Consider the following 14,033-nt stretch of genomic DNA (forward strand, 5'->3'; position numbering starts at 1 on the left):
CCTCCTCTGATCACACGACGGCCGCCTCACCTGACACGACCGCCACGACTGACACGACCGCCACGACCGGAAATCCCCCCGGAGGTCCCGCGGCCGGACACCCGACAGGTCCCGCGGGCCGCGTGAGCGCCCCGCAGGCCATGCGCGGTGCAGTGGTCCAGCTCGCCGAGCTGCTCGGCACCACCCCGGAGGCCGTCTCCGCCCTCCGGCCGGCTCAGGACGGCTGGACGGCCGACGTGGAGGTCGTGGAGCTGGAGCGGGTCCCCGACACCATGACCGTCATGGCGACCTACCGGGTCACCCTGGACCTCCAGGGCCAACTCCTCGGCTACGAGCGGATACGCCGTTACGCCCGCGGCCAACTCGACCGAGGCCGCTAGACCTTCACGTTCCCTCCCGCAATTGTTCGCGTTCTCGCCGTGAACGTGGCCGCTGTCGCACCCGTACCCCATAGCGGCACGGTGCCCGTCCGTTGCCGCGCCGTACCGACCAGGTGCGGCGTCACAGCGCAACCGGCAACCGGTGCCGTCCCGAGAACGGAGTCCAGCGAGAGGAACCGTACGTGACCGTCATGACGCAGACCGCGGGGACGCAACCCGCCAGCACCTCCAGCGGTTCGGGGACCGCCGGACTCTACGACATCCTCGAACTGATCCTGGACCGCGGGCTCGTCATCGACGTGTTCGTCCGTGTCTCGCTGGTCGGCATCGAGATCCTCAAGATCGACGTACGGATCGTCATCGCGAGCGTCGACACCTACCTCCGCTTCGCCGAGGCCTGCAACCGCCTCGACCTGGAGTCCGGTCGCAAGGCCCCCGACAAGCTCACCGACATCGTCGGCAACCTGGTCGAGAGCGGCGCCAGCGGCGCGACCGGCGGCGCCATCGGCGGCGCCATCAGTGGTGCGGCCGACGCGATCGGCGACCTCTTCGACCGCGACAAGCAGGAGGACCGGTGAGCAGCGCCCCGAGGACCGAGACCGGGGCCGAGCAGAAACCCGGGAACGAGGCCGGCCCCGAATCCCCCGTCCGACTCGAATCCCCCGTCGAACCGGCCCCGGAGCTCGCTCCGGACCAGCACCAGCCCCTGTACGTCTACGCCATCGCGGGCTCCGACCATCCCCTGCGCCTCAACAGCCTGCGCCCGGTCGGCGGGTCCGACGCCCCGCTGCGCGCGGTGGTCCACGGCCCGCTCGCCGCCGTCGTCAGCCCCGCACCCCCGGACCTGCGTCCCAAACGCCGTGACCTGGCCGCCCACCAGGCACTCCAGGAACGGTTGATGGCCGACGGAGCGGTCCTTCCCATGAGGTTCGGTCTGCTCGCCCCCGACGACACCGCCCTGCGGGCAGCCCTGGAGGAGAAGGGCGAGGAGTACATCCGCAGGCTCGCCGAGCTGCACGGCGCCACCGAGTTCAACCTCAAGGCCGCCCGTTCCCAGGACGACCTCCTGCGCGAGATTCTCCACGAGTCCGAGGAGGCCCGTCGGCTCAACCAGCGCACACGCGAAGGCAACGGCACACACGAGGACCGCGTCGCCCTCGGCGAGCTGGTGGCCCGCCAGATCGACGCCCGGCAGCGGCGGCTGGCCGACCAGGTCGTCGAGCAGCTGTCCGGACTGGCCCGCGCCCGGGTCGTGGCCGCCCCGTCGAAGGACGCCTTCCTCAACGCCTCGTTCCTCGTCGACCGCGCCCGTGCCCACGAGTTCGCCCACGCCGGCCTGCGGCTGGCGCGCGACTACGGCGAGGGCTACGACTTCCGGCTGCGCGGTCCCCTGCCGCCGTACAGCTTCGCCGCCTGACCATGGAGCCCGCCTCATGGGCCTGCTGACCGGCATCTTCACCCTCCCGCTCGCGCCCCTGCGCACCACGCTCTGGGCCGCTGAACAGGTGCAGAAGGTCGCCGAGGCGGAGTACTACGACCCCGATCCCGTCCGGCAGGCGCTCGTCGACCTGGAACGGGCCCTGCTGGACGGGCGGATCGACGAGGACGAGTACGACCGCCGCGAGGACGAACTGCTGGACCGACTCGACGAGATCACCGCCAGGAGACGAGCCCCCTGACCATGACACAACCGGTAGCAGCCGCATTCACCGGGCCGCCCCGCCCGCCGTCCCCGTACGACCCCGGGCCCGGCGGCCAGACCGCCAACCTCGCCGACATCCTCGAACGTGTCCTCGACAAGGGCGTGGTGATCGCGGGCGACATCCGCATCAACCTGCTCGACATCGAGCTGCTCACCATCAAGCTGCGGCTGCTCGTCGTCTCCGTCGACAAGGCGAAGGAGATGGGCATCGACTGGTGGGAACACGACCCCTCCCTCTCCTCCGGAGCCAACCGCGCCGGCCGCCCCGGCCGGTCCCTCGCCGGGGAGACGAGCCCGCCGCCCGCCGACGACCCGGCCCGGGCCCTGGCAGAGGAGAACGAACGCCTGCGCGCCGAGATCGCGGAGCTGCGGGTGGACAGCGCGGCCGACAGGAGACTCCAGCCATGACCGACACGGACATCGTCTATGTCTACGCCGTACTGCGCCGCACCCCTGAGGCCGCCGAGGCCGTGGCGGACCTGCGGGGGGTCGCCGGCGAACCGATACGCCTGGTGGAGTCCGCGGACGGCACTCAGGAACTCGCCGCCGCCATCGGCCCCGTCCCGGCTGCGGACTTCGAGGAGGCGCCCCTCAAGGCCGGTCTGGAGGACCTGGACTGGCTGGAATCCGCGGCCCGCGCCCACCACGCCGTCGTCGCCGCACTCGTCGGGTGCGGCGCCGCCGTGCTGCCGCTGCGCCTGGCCACCGTGTACCGCGACGAGGACCGGGTGCGGCAGGCCCTCGACGAGCGCGGCGACGACTTCCTGTCCCTGCTGGACCGCCTCACCGGCCATGTGGAACTCGGGCTCAAGATCTACGCCGCTCCGGACACCGCACCGCCCGACCCCGACCTCGACCCCGACCCCGACACTGAACCTGCCCCGGCCTCAGGCCTCGGCGCCGGCCGCGCCTACCTGGCCGTACGGCGCCGCCGATGGCGTACGGCCGAGGACGCCCGGCAGGCGGCCACCGAGGCAGCCACCCGCCTCACCGAGACGGCCGCCGCCCTCGCCGTCGACCGCGTCGCCCACCGCCCCCAACGCGGTGACCTCGCCGGTTCGGCCTCCGGCACCAACGTCAGCAACGACGCCTACCTCGTTCACGCCGACCACGTCGACCAGTTCCGTACCGGTGTGCGGAGAGCCGCCGAGAGACTCCCCGGCGTCCATGTGGAAGTCACCGGACCCTGGGCGCCGTACTCCTTCGCCCTCCAGCCGGAGCCCGTTCCGTGACCGGCACCGTCACCCCCCACGCCGACCGTCCGGTCGCCCTCATCGACCTCCTCGACCGGCTCCTCCAGGGCGGCGTCGTCCTCACCGGCGACCTCATCCTGTCCATCGCGGACGTCGACCTGGTCCGCATCGACCTCCGGGCCGTCATCGCCCCCGCGGTCACCGCCATGGTCGCCGACGCGGCCCGTCCCGTCCCACAACCTTGAGGTCCCATGTCCCCGTCCCCGGACACCCGCGCCGCCCACCGCCTGTCGACCGACCCGGACACCGTCGAGCGCGACCTGGTCAAGCTGGTGCTGACCGTCGTCGAACTCCTCCGCCAGCTCATGGAACGCCAGGCGCTCCACCGCGTCGACAACGGCAACCTCACGGAGGAACAGGAGGAACGCGTCGGCCTGACGCTGATGCTCCTCCACGACCGCATGCAGGACCTCTGCGACCGCTATGACCTGCGCCTGGAAGACCTCAACCTGGACCTGGGACCGCTCGGAACCCTGCTGCCAACGGCCGACTGACGCCCACCCCATGCACCTCGCGCCGCGCCGGTCCGCGCGACGCCGCGGCGCGGAAACGGCTCAGTACCAGAGCGGCAACCTCGGGCGCTGCGCCCAGCACGTCCGCGAGGACGTCCGCGTTGTGCGCGCCGCGCGCGATACGGTCCGGCAGGAACCCCGGTGCCAGTACATAGGGTGCGACAGCGACCTGCTTACAGCCGAGCGCCCGCAGCTCCCGCACCGCGTCCTCGGTGCGGGGCAGGGCCGCGGAGGCGAACGCGGGTCGCACGGCGCACCAACCGGTGTGCCACCACTCCCGCGCGATGTCGGCGATCACCGCGATCGCCTCCGGGTCGGTGGACCCCGCCGAGGCCAGCACGACCCCGGTCGAGGACTTGTCGGCGGGCGTCAGTCCCGCCTCGTACAACCGCCGTTCAAGCGCCTGGAGGAGCAGCGGGGACGGGCCCAGCACCTCCGCCTGGCGGATCCGCAGCCGCGGCGGGGCGTCCCGCAGTACGGCGGGGATGTCGGCCTTCGCGTGAAAGGCGCGGGTCAGCAGCAGCGGCTGGGCGACCACATCCTGGACGCCCTCCGCCGCCAGGGACTCCAACACGCCCTGTACGGACGGGATGTTGAAGTCCAGGAAGCCGGTCTCCACGCGCAGCCCCGGCCGCCGCGACCGTACCCGGCGCACCAGGGCATGGACGGTCGCGGCGTGCCGCGGATCGCGGCTGCCGTGGGCGATGACGAGAAGGACCGGCTTCTTGTTCATGGGACTCAGCTCTTCACCAGCAGGCCGCGGCTGCGCAGCACCCACCGCTCCAGCGGGCTGAAGATCAGCAGGTCGATGGCGATACCGACGAACAGGATGAGCAGGATGGCGAGGAAGACCGTCGCCATGCTGCTGTTGGTGCGGCCCACCTCCAGCAGCTGGCCGAGTCCCACGCCCAGGTCCGGTGCCTGCGCGATGATCTCGGCGGCCATCAGCGAGCGCCAGGAGAACGCCCAGCCCTGCTTCAGCCCCGCCACATAGCCGGGCAGCGCCGCGGGCATCACGATGTGCCAGGTACCGCGCAGTCCGGTCGCCCCCAGCGTCCGCCCCGCGCGCAGGATCAGCGGCGGCACCTGGTCGACGCCGGACACCAGACCGTTGGCGATCGACGGCACCGCGCCGAGCAGGATCACGGCGTACATCATCTCGGGCTTCAGGCCCAGCCAGATCACGGCGGCGGGCACCCACGCCACCGACGGCAGCGACTGCAGGCCGGACAGGATCGGGCCGATCGCCGCGCGCACGAACTTCACCCGGGCCACGAGCAGGCCGAGCGGCGTGCCGATGACGAGGGCGAGCGCGAAGCCGAACAGGCCTCGCGAGACGCTCGTCCAGATGTAGTCGAACAGCGTGCCCTTCAGCCACGCGTCCTCGACCTCGGCCCACACGGCACCGGGGGAGGGCAGCTTCGCGGGGTCGTCGACGATCTTCAGGGAGATCAGTCCCTGCCAGACGACGAGGACCACGGCGATCGCGATGATCGGCGGCAGGATCTTCTCGCGGAAGGTCTGCCGGAAGGGCGGCCGGCCGCTGACCGAGGTCTCCAGCGCGTCGAGGCCCGCCTCTACGGTCCCGGAGTCCTGGACCGGTGTCGTGTCAGTGCTGGCCATGACGGCGGATCTCCCCACGCAGTACATCGGTGATCTCAAGGGACAGTTCGGCGACCGGCGCGTCCTCGATGCGGCGAGGCTGCGGGATGCCGACCGTCCACTCGCGGGCGATCCGGCCGGGCCGGGACGACAGCAGGATGACGCGCTGCGCGAGCCGCACCGCCTCGCGCACGTTGTGCGTGACGAAGAGAACGGACAGCCCGGTCTCCGCCCAGATCCGCGTCAGCTCGTCGTGGAGCACGTCCCGCGTGATGGCGTCCAGCGCCGCGAACGGCTCGTCCATCAGCAGCAGCCGGCTCTCCTGCGCGAGCGCGCGGGCGAGGGCGACGCGCTGGCGCATACCGCCGGACAGCTCGTGCACCCGCTTGCCGTGCGCGCCCTTGAGCCGTACGAGTTCGAGCAGTTCCTCGGCCTTGTCGCGCCGCTCGCTCTTCGCAACCCCCCTGAGTTTGAGGGCGAGTTCGATGTTCTTGCCCGCGGTCAGCCACGGGAAGAGGGCGTGCTCCTGGAACATCAGGGCCGGGCGGCCGTCCGTCGTGATGGACCCGGCGGTGGGCGCGTCGAGCCCCGCCACCAGGTTCAGCAGCGTGGACTTGCCGCAGCCCGAGGCCCCCAGGAGCGTGACGAACTCGCCGGGCGCGACATCGATGCTGATGTCGTCCAGCACGAGCTGCTGTCCGGCGGGCCCCGCGAACGACTTCGAGACGTGCTCGATCCGGGCGGCGTGTTCGGCCGTCGCGGCGCCGTCGGCGGCCTTGGCGAGGGTCGTGGTCGTAGCCATGGTCGTCACCTCCTGGGAACTCATCGGGTCGTTCGGTCAGCTCGCGCCGAGACCGGCGTCGCCGACGGTGCTCTCGCCCTCGGCCTTGAGGACCTTGTTGAGCAGCGTGAGGTCGTAGATGCCGTTCAGGTCGGGCTTCTCCAACAGGCCGGCCTTGACCGCGTGCTCCGCCTCGGTGTTCAGGGTGGAGGCCAGCGGGTCGTCGGTGAACTGGATCGACTTCCAGGCCGGGTCCAGGACATCGGCCGGCAGCGCCTTGCCCGAGTCCTTCTCCAGCTGCTTGTTCGCCGCGGCCTTGGCCGCGTCCGGGTTGGCGTTGATCCATTTGTTGGCCTCGACCGAGGCCTTCAGCACAGCCTCGACGGCCTTCGGGTGCTCCTTGAGGAAGTCCTGCCGCACGATGATGTTCGTGATCACGAACTTCTTGTCCGGCCACAGGTCCGCCTCGTCCAGCAGCACCTTGCCGCCCTCGGCGACCAGCTTGGACGCGGTCGGCTCCGGCACCCAGGCGCCGTCGATGGAACCGGACTTGTAGGCGTCCGGCGTCACCTTGTTGTCGGTGCGGACCACCGAGACATCGCCCTTGCCGCTCTCCGCGTCGACCTTCCAGCCCTGCTCCGCGATCCAGTTGAGGAACGCCACGTCCTGCGTGTTGCCCAGCTGAGGGGTCGCGATCTTCTTGCCCTTGACGTCCTTCAGGGACTTGATCTTGTCCGGGTCGACGACGAGCTTCACGCCGCCGGACGCCGAACCGCCGATGATGCGCAGATTCTTGCCGCCCGACGCGGTGTAGCCGTTGATCGCCGGGGAGGGGCCGATCCATCCGATGTCGATGGAGTCGGAGTTCAGCGCCTCGATCTCGGAGGGACCGGCGTTGAAGATCTGGTATTGGGCCTTGGTCGCGCCGAGCGCCTTCTGGAAGTAGCCCTTGTTCGCGCCCACGAGAGCGGTGCCGTGGGTCAGGTTCCCGAAGTAGCCGATCCTGACGGAGTCGAGACCGTCGATCTTCTCCGCGCCCGCGGCCACCTTGGCGGTGTCGTCGCCCTCGGCCTGAGAGCCGTAACCGCAGGCGGCGAGGGTGAGGAGGGGGAGTGCGGCGATGACCGCGAGGGTGCGACGTACGGCGAATGTGGCAGGCACGGGAGGTGTTCCTCTCGGAGGCCCGGCGGTCACGGTGTCTCAGGTCGTGGCCGGGAGGTCGGCAGGTTTTCGTCTACGGCGGTGGGGGGTGAGGGCGCGCAAGCAGTGCGCGTACGTCAACGCGCACATCGCGGCACCCCGCCCTGCCCGCTGCCGAGGGCGCCGCTGCCGACGCGGCCGCCCTCCTTCGCGAACGTGGAGTAGACATCGGGGGAGTTCATGGTCAGAAGTCCCACCCGTCGTCGTCGCCCTCGTCCCGGACCGGCTCCGGGGAGGCGAACGACTCGCCGACCATGCCCGCGGTGAGCGTGGTGCCGTCGTTCGGGTCGATCAGGATGAAGGAGCCGGTGCGGCGCGAGTCGGCGTAGGAGTCGACCGGCAGCGGCTCGGCGGTGCGGATCTTCACCCGGCCGATGTCGTTGGCGACGAGCTGTCCCGGGTGCGGGTGCAGGGAGAGGTCGGCGAGCGTGAGCCGGGACGGGATGTCCTTGACGATCGCCTTGACCGTGCGGGTGCCGTGCTTGAGCAGCACGCGGTGGCCGACGGTCAGCGGGGCGTCCGCGACATGGCAGACGGTCGCCTCGATGTCCTGCGTGGTGGGCGGCGCGTCCTTGCTGGGCACGATCAGATCGCCGCGCGAGATGTCGATGTCGTCCTCGAGCAGGAGCGTCACCGACTGGGTGGTCCAGGCGACGTCGACGGGCTTGCCGAGCAGGTCGATACCGCTGATCTTCGTCGAGCGGCCGGACGGCAGGACCGTGATCTGCTCGCCGACGTGGAACGAACCGGCCGCGATCTGGCCCGCGTAGCCCCGGTAGTCCGGGTGCTCGGCGGTCTGCGGCCGGATCACGTACTGCACGGGCAGCCGGGCGTGGCAGTGGCTCAGGTCGTGGGCGACGGGCACCGTCTCCAGGTGCTCGAGCACCGTCGGGCCGCCGTACCAGTCCATGACCGCGGACGGCTCCACCACGTTGTCGCCCGCGAGCGCCGAGATCGGGATCGCGGTGACCTCGGGGACGCCCAGCTCGGTCGCGTACGCCGTGAACTCCTCGGCGATCGCGGCGAACACGGCTTCCTTGTAGTCGACGAGGTCCATCTTGTTGACGGCGAGGACCACGTGCGGGACACGCAGCAGCGCGGCCAGCGCCGCGTGCCGGCGGGTCTGTTCGACCACGCCGTTGCGCGCGTCGATCAGGATCACCGTCAGCTCGGCGGTGGAGGCGCCGGTGACCATGTTGCGGGTGTACTGCACATGGCCAGGGGTGTCGGCGAGGATGAAGCGGCGCTTGGGCGTGGCGAAGTAGCGGTAGGCCACGTCGATGGTGATGCCCTGCTCGCGCTCGGCGCGCAGGCCGTCCGTGAGGAGGGCGAGGTCGGGGGCGTCCTGGCCGCGGTTGCGGGAGGCGTGCTCCACGGCCTCCAGCTGATCCGTGAGGATCGACTTGGAGTCGTGCAGCAGTCGTCCGACGAGCGTGGACTTGCCGTCGTCGACCGAGCCCGCCGTCGCGAAACGCAGCAGGGTTGTCTCCGACAACTGCTCGACCGACAGCGGCTCGGTGGGTTCGGTGGTGCTGGACATCGTTAGAAGTACCCCTCGCGCTTACGGTCTTCCATCGCGGCCTCGGAGAGCTTGTCGTCGGCGCGGGTGGCGCCGCGCTCGGTGAGCCGGGACGCGGCGATCTCGGCGATCACGGCCTCCAGCGTCGCCGCGTCGGAGTCGACGGCGCCGGTGCAGGACATGTCGCCGACGGTGCGGTAGCGGACCCGCCGCTTCTCCACCGTCTCGGTCGCCTTCGGCCCGCCCCACTCACCGGCGGTCAGCCACATCCCGGCCCGCTGGAACACCTCACGCTCGTGCGCGAAGTAGATCTCCGGCAGCTCGATGCCCTCGCGGGCGATGTACTGCCACACGTCCAGCTCGGTCCAGTTGGACAGCGGGAAGACGCGCACGTGCTCGCCGGGTGCGTGGCGGCCGTTGTAGAGGTTCCACAGCTCGGGTCGCTGGCGGCGCGGGTCCCACTGCGAGAACTCGTCGCGCAGCGAGAACACCCGCTCCTTGGCGCGGGCCTTCTCCTCGTCGCGCCGCCCGCCGCCGAAGACGGCATCGAACTTCTCCGCCTGGATCTTCTCGGTCAGCGGCAGCGTCTGCAGCGGATTCCGCGTCCCGTCGGGACGTTCGCGCAGCACACCCCGGTCGATGTAGTCCTGCACGGACGCCACATGCAGCCGCAGCCCGTGCTGGGCGACCGTACGATCGCGGTACTCCAGCACCTCGGGGAAGTTGTGCCCGGTGTCCACGTGCAGCAGCGAGAAGGGGATCGCCGCGGGGGCGAACGCCTTCAGCGCCAGATGCAGCATGACGATGGAGTCCTTGCCGCCGGAGAACAGGATCACCGGCCGCTCGAACTCGCCCGCCACCTCACGGAAGATGTGCACGCCCTCGGACTCCAGGGCGTCGAGGTGGGACAGGGCGTACGGGGTGTCCGTACCCTCCTGCGTCGTGACCACGGTCGTCGTCATGCCAGTCCCCTTTCGGTGAGCAGGCCGTGGAGCGCGGCCGCGGACTCCTGCACGGTCTGGTGCTGCGACTCGATCCGCAGGTCGGGCGACTCGGGCTCCTCGTACGGGTCGTCGACCCCCGTCAGCCCGGTCAGCTCGCCCGCCGCCTGCTTGGCGTACAGACCCTTCACATCGCGTACGGAGCACACCTCGACCGGGGTCGCCACATGCACTTCCAGGTACGGCGCCCCGCTGTCCTGGTGCCGCTTGCGCACCGCCTCACGGCTGTCGGCATACGGGGCGATCACCGGGACCAGGGCCTTGACGCCGTTACGGGCGAGCAGTTCGGCGAGGAAGCCGATGCGTTGCACATTGGTGTGCCGGTCCTCGCGGGAGAAGCCGAGGCCGGCCGAGATGAACTCGCGGATCTCGTCGCCGTCGAGCACCTCGACACGGTGGCCCTCCGCGCGCAGCCGGCCGGCCAGCTCGTACGCGATCGTGGTCTTGCCGGCGCTCGGCAGACCCGTGAGCCAGACGGTGGCTCCGGTCGTCACTTGCATCTCCAGGGTCGGGTTGATGGTCACAGGTGCAGCCCGCACTCGGTCTTGGCGCGGCCCGCCCAGCGGCCGGCGCGTGCGTCCTCGCCCTCCAGGACGCGGCGGGTGCAGGGGGCGCAGCCGATGGAGGAGTAGCCGTCCATCAGCAGGGGGTTGGTCAGTACGCCGTGCTCGGCGACGTAGGCATCCACGTCGTCCTGGGTCCAGCGGGCGATCGGCGAGATCTTGACCTTCTGGCGCTTCTCGTCCCAGCCGACGACCGGGGTGTCGGCCCGGCTCTCGGACTCGTCGCGGCGCAGTCCGGTCGCCCAGGCCGCGTAGTCCTTGAGACCTTCCTCCAGCGGCTGGACCTTGCGCAGCTTGCAGCACAGGTCGGGGTCGCGGTCGTGCAGCTTCGGGCCGTACTCCGCGTCCTGCTCGGCGACCGTCTGACGCGGGGTCAAAGTAATGACGTTGACGTCCATCACCGCCTCCACCGCGTCCCTGGTCCCGATCGTTTCCGGGAAGTGATAGCCGGTGTCGAGGAACACCACGTCAACACCGGGCAGAGCACGGGAGGCGAGGTGGGCGACCACCGCGTCCTCCATGGAAGAGGTAACGCAGAAACGGTTACCGAAGGTACGGGCGGCCCACTGGAGAATCTCCAGCGCCGAGGCGTCCTCCAGGTCACGACCCGCCTGCTCGGCGAGTGCCTTGAGATCGTCGGTCGTGCGCTCTTCCTGAACGGTGTTCATATCTCTTCTCCCCCTGCGTCGTTCGGCCGAAGCCCCCGAGCGAGCAGCCCGAGGAACTTCAACTGGAATGCGCGGTTGCACGCCGCGCATTCCCACGCGCCGTGGCCCTCCTCGCTGGGACGAAGGTCCTCGTCCCCGCAGTAGGGGCAGTAGAAGGGAGCCGCGCGCTCGCTCATGAGAGGGACTCCTCACTGGCCCGCGAGGCCCAGGCGGCGAACCGCTCGCCCTCCTCGCGCTCGGCCTCGAAACGCTTGAGCACACGCTCCACGTAGTCCGGCAGCTCGTCCGACGTCACCTTCAGACCGCGCACCTTGCGGCCGAAGCCGGCCTCCAGACCGAGCGCGCCGCCCAGATGCACCTGGAAGCCCTCGACCTGCTCGCCCTGGTCGTTGAGGACCAGCTGGCCCTTGAGACCGATGTCCGCCACCTGGATACGGGCGCAGGCGTTCGGGCAGCCGTTGATGTTGATGGTGATCGGCTCGTCGAAGTCCGGGATACGGCGCTCCAGTTCGTCGATCAGCGCGGAGCCGCGCGCCTTGGTCTCGACGATGGCGAGCTTGCAGTACTCGATGCCGGTGCAGGCCATGGTGCCGCGCCTGAACGGCGAGGGCTTCACCGTGAGGTCCAGCGCCTCCAGGCCCTCGACCAGCGATTCGACCTGCTCCTCGGCGACATCGAGGACGAGCATCTTCTGCTCGGCGGTGGTCCGCACCCGGCCTGAGCCGTGGGCCTCGGCCAGCTCGGCGATCTTCGTCAGCGTGGTGCCGTCCACGCGGCCCACGCGCGGGGCGAAACCGACGTAGAAACGGCCGTCCTTCTGCCGGTGCACACCGACGTGGTCGCGCCAGCGCTCCACGGGCTGTGCGGGCGCCGGGCCGTCGATGAGCTTGCGCTTCAGGTACTCGTCCTCCAGGACCTGGCGGAACTTCTCCACGCCCCAGTCGGCGAGCAGGAACTTCAGGCGAGCGCGCGTACGGAGGCGCCGGTAGCCGTAGTCGCGGAAGATCGAGACGACGCCCTCGTAGACGTCCGGGACCTCGTCCAGCGGGACCCAGGCGCCGAGGCGCTGACCGATCTTCGGGTTGGTGGACAGCCCGCCGCCGACCCAGACGTCGAAGCCGGGGCCGTGCTCGGGGTGGTTGACGCCGACGAAGGCGACGTCGTTGATCTCGTGCGCCACGTCGAGGAGCGGCGAGCCGGAGACCGCGGACTTGAACTTGCGGGGCAGGTTCGAGAAGTCCTTGTTGCCGACGATCCGGCGGTGGATCTCCTCGATCGCCGGGGTGCCGTCGATGATCTCGTCCTCGGCGATACCGGCGACGGGCGAGCCGAGGATCACACGGGGCGTGTCACCGCAGGCCTCGGTGGTGGACAGGCCGACCGCCTCCAGCCGCTCCCAGATCTCCGGCACGTCCTCGATCCGGATCCAGTGGTACTGGACGTTCTGCCGGTCGGTGATGTCGGCGGTGCCCCGCGCGAACTCCTGCGAGATCTCACCGACCACCCGCAGCTGCTCGGTGGTGAGCCGGCCGCCGTCGATGCGGACGCGCAGCATGAAGTACTCGTCGTCCAGCTCCTCCGGCTCCAGGATCGCGGTCTTGCCGCCGTCGATCCCGGGCTTGCGCTGGGTGTACAGGCCCCACCAGCGCATCCGGCCGCGCAGGTCGTTGGGGTCGATCGAGTCGAAGCCACGCTTGGAGTAGATCGTCTCAATGCGTGTCCGCACATTGAGACCGTCGTCGTCCTTCTTGAACTGCTCGTTGCCGTTGAGCGGGGTGAAGTGCCCCGCGGCCCACTGGCCCTCGCCGCGGTGGCGGCTCACCTTGCGGCGGGGAGTCGCGGCGGCAGGCTTCTGCGGGGTGGCGGCCATGGTGGTAAGTCCTTTGGGACAGGCGGGAAGCGGCTCTGACCTGCGCGCATACGGCGCATGGGCATACGTGCGCGACATTGCGCGGGAAATCAGATGGAACTGGGGGATGTCGGCGCGGCTGGGCTCTCAGCGGGCCGGACAGATGGCGCTGGACATGCGGCCGAGGTCGACGTGCCGCCGACTCACCAAGGCAATTCCAGTTCCAGACATGACGGAAGCGTGTCACGGCGATCTGGACACAGTCCAGCTTCGTCCATCATGCGGACACCCTTGTCCCGCATCGTGGGACAAGGGTGTTGTCGGTCACATGCCCCGAAACGGCCGGTGTCTGCCCAGGTCAGACAGGGTGCGCCCAAGGCCTCAGGCGGGGTGCGCCCCAGGCCAGGGGCCCGGCGCGACCACCTCCGGCTCCTCCTCGACCTTGGTGTCGAAGAGCTTGAAGCCCCGGCGCTGGTAGTTGTCCATCGCGAACTCGCCGTCCTTGCTGCAGGTGTGCAGCCATACCCGCTTCGTCGGCGCCCGCCCCGGCCAGCGGTCCGCGAGATCCCACGCGCGGGCGGTGCCGTACGACAGCAGATACCCGCCGATACGCCGTCCGCGGAAGGCCGGGATCAGCCCGAAGTGCTCGATCTCGACGACCCCGTCGTCCTGCGGGATCAGCTCCACATACCCCGCGGGCGTGCTCCGGTCGTAGGCGACCCACGTCTCCACGCCCGGCCGGTCCAGGTGCTCCTGCCACTGCGCGTACGTCCAGCCGAGCAGGTCGGTCCAGCGGATGTCCCCGCCGACGGACGTGTACAGGAAGCGGCTGAACTCGGGGGAGGGCACTTCGGCGCGGACGACCCGTACATCGCCCTCGGGTGCGGCGGCCGGGAGGAGGTCTGCCGGGTCGGTCTGTTCCAGGGACCAGGTGGTCACGGGGATGTTCGTCATGACCGCCAGGGAATCATCCGGCCGCGGGATCTGTCGATCGGCTTCCGAA

General features: G+C 70.2%; 19 protein-coding genes and 1 pseudogene. 8 read left to right on the forward strand and 12 right to left on the reverse strand.

What is annotated here, in order from left to right; translation table 11 throughout:
* Positions 1-122 precede the first annotated feature (122 nt).
* The 8 genes and pseudogenes from QQY66_RS39445 to QQY66_RS39480 form a co-directional block, all read left to right on the forward strand.
* The gene (locus tag QQY66_RS39445; RefSeq protein ID WP_301985179.1) at positions 123-380 is read left to right on the forward strand and encodes a gas vesicle protein; all 258 of its coding nucleotides are present in this window, start codon (positions 123-125) and stop codon (positions 378-380) included.
* Positions 381-571: 191 nt separating this feature from the next.
* On the forward strand, positions 572-958 hold the full coding sequence (gene gvpJ / locus QQY66_RS39450) for a gas vesicle protein GvpJ (RefSeq protein ID WP_301987644.1): 387 nt from the start codon (positions 572-574) through the stop codon (positions 956-958).
* A 128-nt stretch (positions 959-1,086) separates the two neighbouring features.
* Complete coding sequence (locus QQY66_RS39455; RefSeq protein ID WP_301987646.1) at positions 1,087-1,797, forward strand: GvpL/GvpF family gas vesicle protein; 711 nt, start codon at positions 1,087-1,089, stop codon at positions 1,795-1,797.
* Positions 1,798-1,813: 16 nt separating this feature from the next.
* Positions 1,814-2,059: a gas vesicle protein GvpG gene (locus QQY66_RS39460; RefSeq protein ID WP_301985181.1), complete on the forward strand. Its 246-nt coding sequence runs from the start codon at positions 1,814-1,816 to the stop codon at positions 2,057-2,059.
* A gap of 2 nt (positions 2,060-2,061) precedes the next feature.
* Positions 2,062-2,490 (forward strand): gas vesicle protein, encoded by a 429-nt coding sequence (locus QQY66_RS39465; protein ID WP_301985182.1) that lies wholly within the window; start codon positions 2,062-2,064, stop codon positions 2,488-2,490.
* Positions 2,487-3,314 (forward strand): GvpL/GvpF family gas vesicle protein, encoded by an 828-nt coding sequence (locus QQY66_RS39470; protein ID WP_301985183.1) that lies wholly within the window; start codon positions 2,487-2,489, stop codon positions 3,312-3,314. Before QQY66_RS39465 ends, QQY66_RS39470 begins: the two co-directional genes overlap by 4 nt.
* The gene (locus tag QQY66_RS39475; protein WP_301985184.1) at positions 3,311-3,520 is read left to right on the forward strand and encodes a gas vesicle protein; all 210 of its coding nucleotides are present in this window, start codon (positions 3,311-3,313) and stop codon (positions 3,518-3,520) included. Before QQY66_RS39470 ends, QQY66_RS39475 begins: the two co-directional genes overlap by 4 nt.
* Before the next feature lie 39 nt (positions 3,521-3,559).
* Positions 3,560-3,829: pseudogene (locus tag QQY66_RS39480) on the forward strand (gas vesicle protein K); the annotation flags it as partial.
* Here the strand turns inward: QQY66_RS39480 and QQY66_RS39485 are convergent.
* The 12 genes from QQY66_RS39485 to QQY66_RS39535 all read right to left on the reverse strand — a co-directional run bounded on the left by QQY66_RS39485 (position 3,780) and on the right by QQY66_RS39535 (position 13,984).
* Positions 3,780-4,580, reverse strand: coding sequence for a sirohydrochlorin chelatase (locus tag QQY66_RS39485; protein WP_301985185.1), 801 nt, complete (start codon positions 4,578-4,580; stop codon positions 3,780-3,782). The pseudogene QQY66_RS39480 and the gene QQY66_RS39485 overlap by 50 nt on opposite strands.
* A gap of 5 nt (positions 4,581-4,585) precedes the next feature.
* Positions 4,586-5,470 (reverse strand): ABC transporter permease, encoded by an 885-nt coding sequence (locus QQY66_RS39490; RefSeq protein ID WP_301985186.1) that lies wholly within the window; start codon positions 5,468-5,470, stop codon positions 4,586-4,588.
* Complete coding sequence (locus QQY66_RS39495; protein ID WP_301985187.1) at positions 5,457-6,275, reverse strand: ABC transporter ATP-binding protein; 819 nt, start codon at positions 6,273-6,275, stop codon at positions 5,457-5,459. The genes QQY66_RS39490 and QQY66_RS39495 overlap by 14 nt, the downstream gene beginning before the upstream one ends.
* A 12-nt stretch (positions 6,276-6,287) precedes the next feature.
* Positions 6,288-7,391, reverse strand: a complete 1,104-nt coding sequence (locus QQY66_RS39500; RefSeq protein ID WP_301985188.1) for an ABC transporter substrate-binding protein — start codon at positions 7,389-7,391, stop codon at positions 6,288-6,290.
* A gap of 223 nt (positions 7,392-7,614) precedes the next feature.
* On the reverse strand, positions 7,615-8,970 hold the full coding sequence (locus QQY66_RS39505) for a sulfate adenylyltransferase subunit 1 (protein ID WP_301985189.1): 1,356 nt from the start codon (positions 8,968-8,970) through the stop codon (positions 7,615-7,617).
* Positions 8,971-8,972: 2 nt separating this feature from the next.
* Positions 8,973-9,911, reverse strand: coding sequence for a sulfate adenylyltransferase subunit CysD (gene cysD, locus QQY66_RS39510; protein WP_301985190.1), 939 nt, complete (start codon positions 9,909-9,911; stop codon positions 8,973-8,975).
* The gene (cysC, locus tag QQY66_RS39515; RefSeq protein WP_301985191.1) at positions 9,908-10,444 is read right to left on the reverse strand and encodes an adenylyl-sulfate kinase; all 537 of its coding nucleotides are present in this window, start codon (positions 10,442-10,444) and stop codon (positions 9,908-9,910) included. The genes cysD and cysC overlap by 4 nt, the downstream gene beginning before the upstream one ends.
* A 26-nt stretch (positions 10,445-10,470) precedes the next feature.
* Positions 10,471-11,181 carry a phosphoadenylyl-sulfate reductase gene (locus tag QQY66_RS39520; RefSeq protein ID WP_301985192.1) on the reverse strand — a complete coding sequence of 237 codons (711 nt, stop codon included), beginning with the start codon at positions 11,179-11,181 and terminating at the stop codon, positions 10,471-10,473.
* Positions 11,178-11,357: a hypothetical protein gene (locus QQY66_RS39525; protein WP_301985193.1), complete on the reverse strand. Its 180-nt coding sequence runs from the start codon at positions 11,355-11,357 to the stop codon at positions 11,178-11,180. The genes QQY66_RS39520 and QQY66_RS39525 overlap by 4 nt, the downstream gene beginning before the upstream one ends.
* Positions 11,354-13,051 carry a nitrite/sulfite reductase gene (locus tag QQY66_RS39530; RefSeq protein WP_301985195.1) on the reverse strand — a complete coding sequence of 566 codons (1,698 nt, stop codon included), beginning with the start codon at positions 13,049-13,051 and terminating at the stop codon, positions 11,354-11,356. Before QQY66_RS39530 ends, QQY66_RS39525 begins: the two co-directional genes overlap by 4 nt.
* A 126-nt stretch (positions 13,052-13,177) precedes the next feature.
* Entirely contained in the window at positions 13,178-13,261 is an 84-nt protein-coding gene (locus QQY66_RS50575; RefSeq protein ID WP_310591794.1) for a putative leader peptide, read from the reverse strand.
* A 150-nt stretch (positions 13,262-13,411) separates the two neighbouring features.
* Positions 13,412-13,984: a GNAT family N-acetyltransferase gene (locus tag QQY66_RS39535; protein ID WP_301985196.1), complete on the reverse strand. Its 573-nt coding sequence runs from the start codon at positions 13,982-13,984 to the stop codon at positions 13,412-13,414.
* Between the last annotated feature and the right edge of the window lie 49 nt (positions 13,985-14,033).

This window comes from Streptomyces sp. DG2A-72 (assembly GCF_030499575.1).
In the GTDB taxonomy this organism is placed as follows: domain Bacteria; phylum Actinomycetota; class Actinomycetes; order Streptomycetales; family Streptomycetaceae; genus Streptomyces.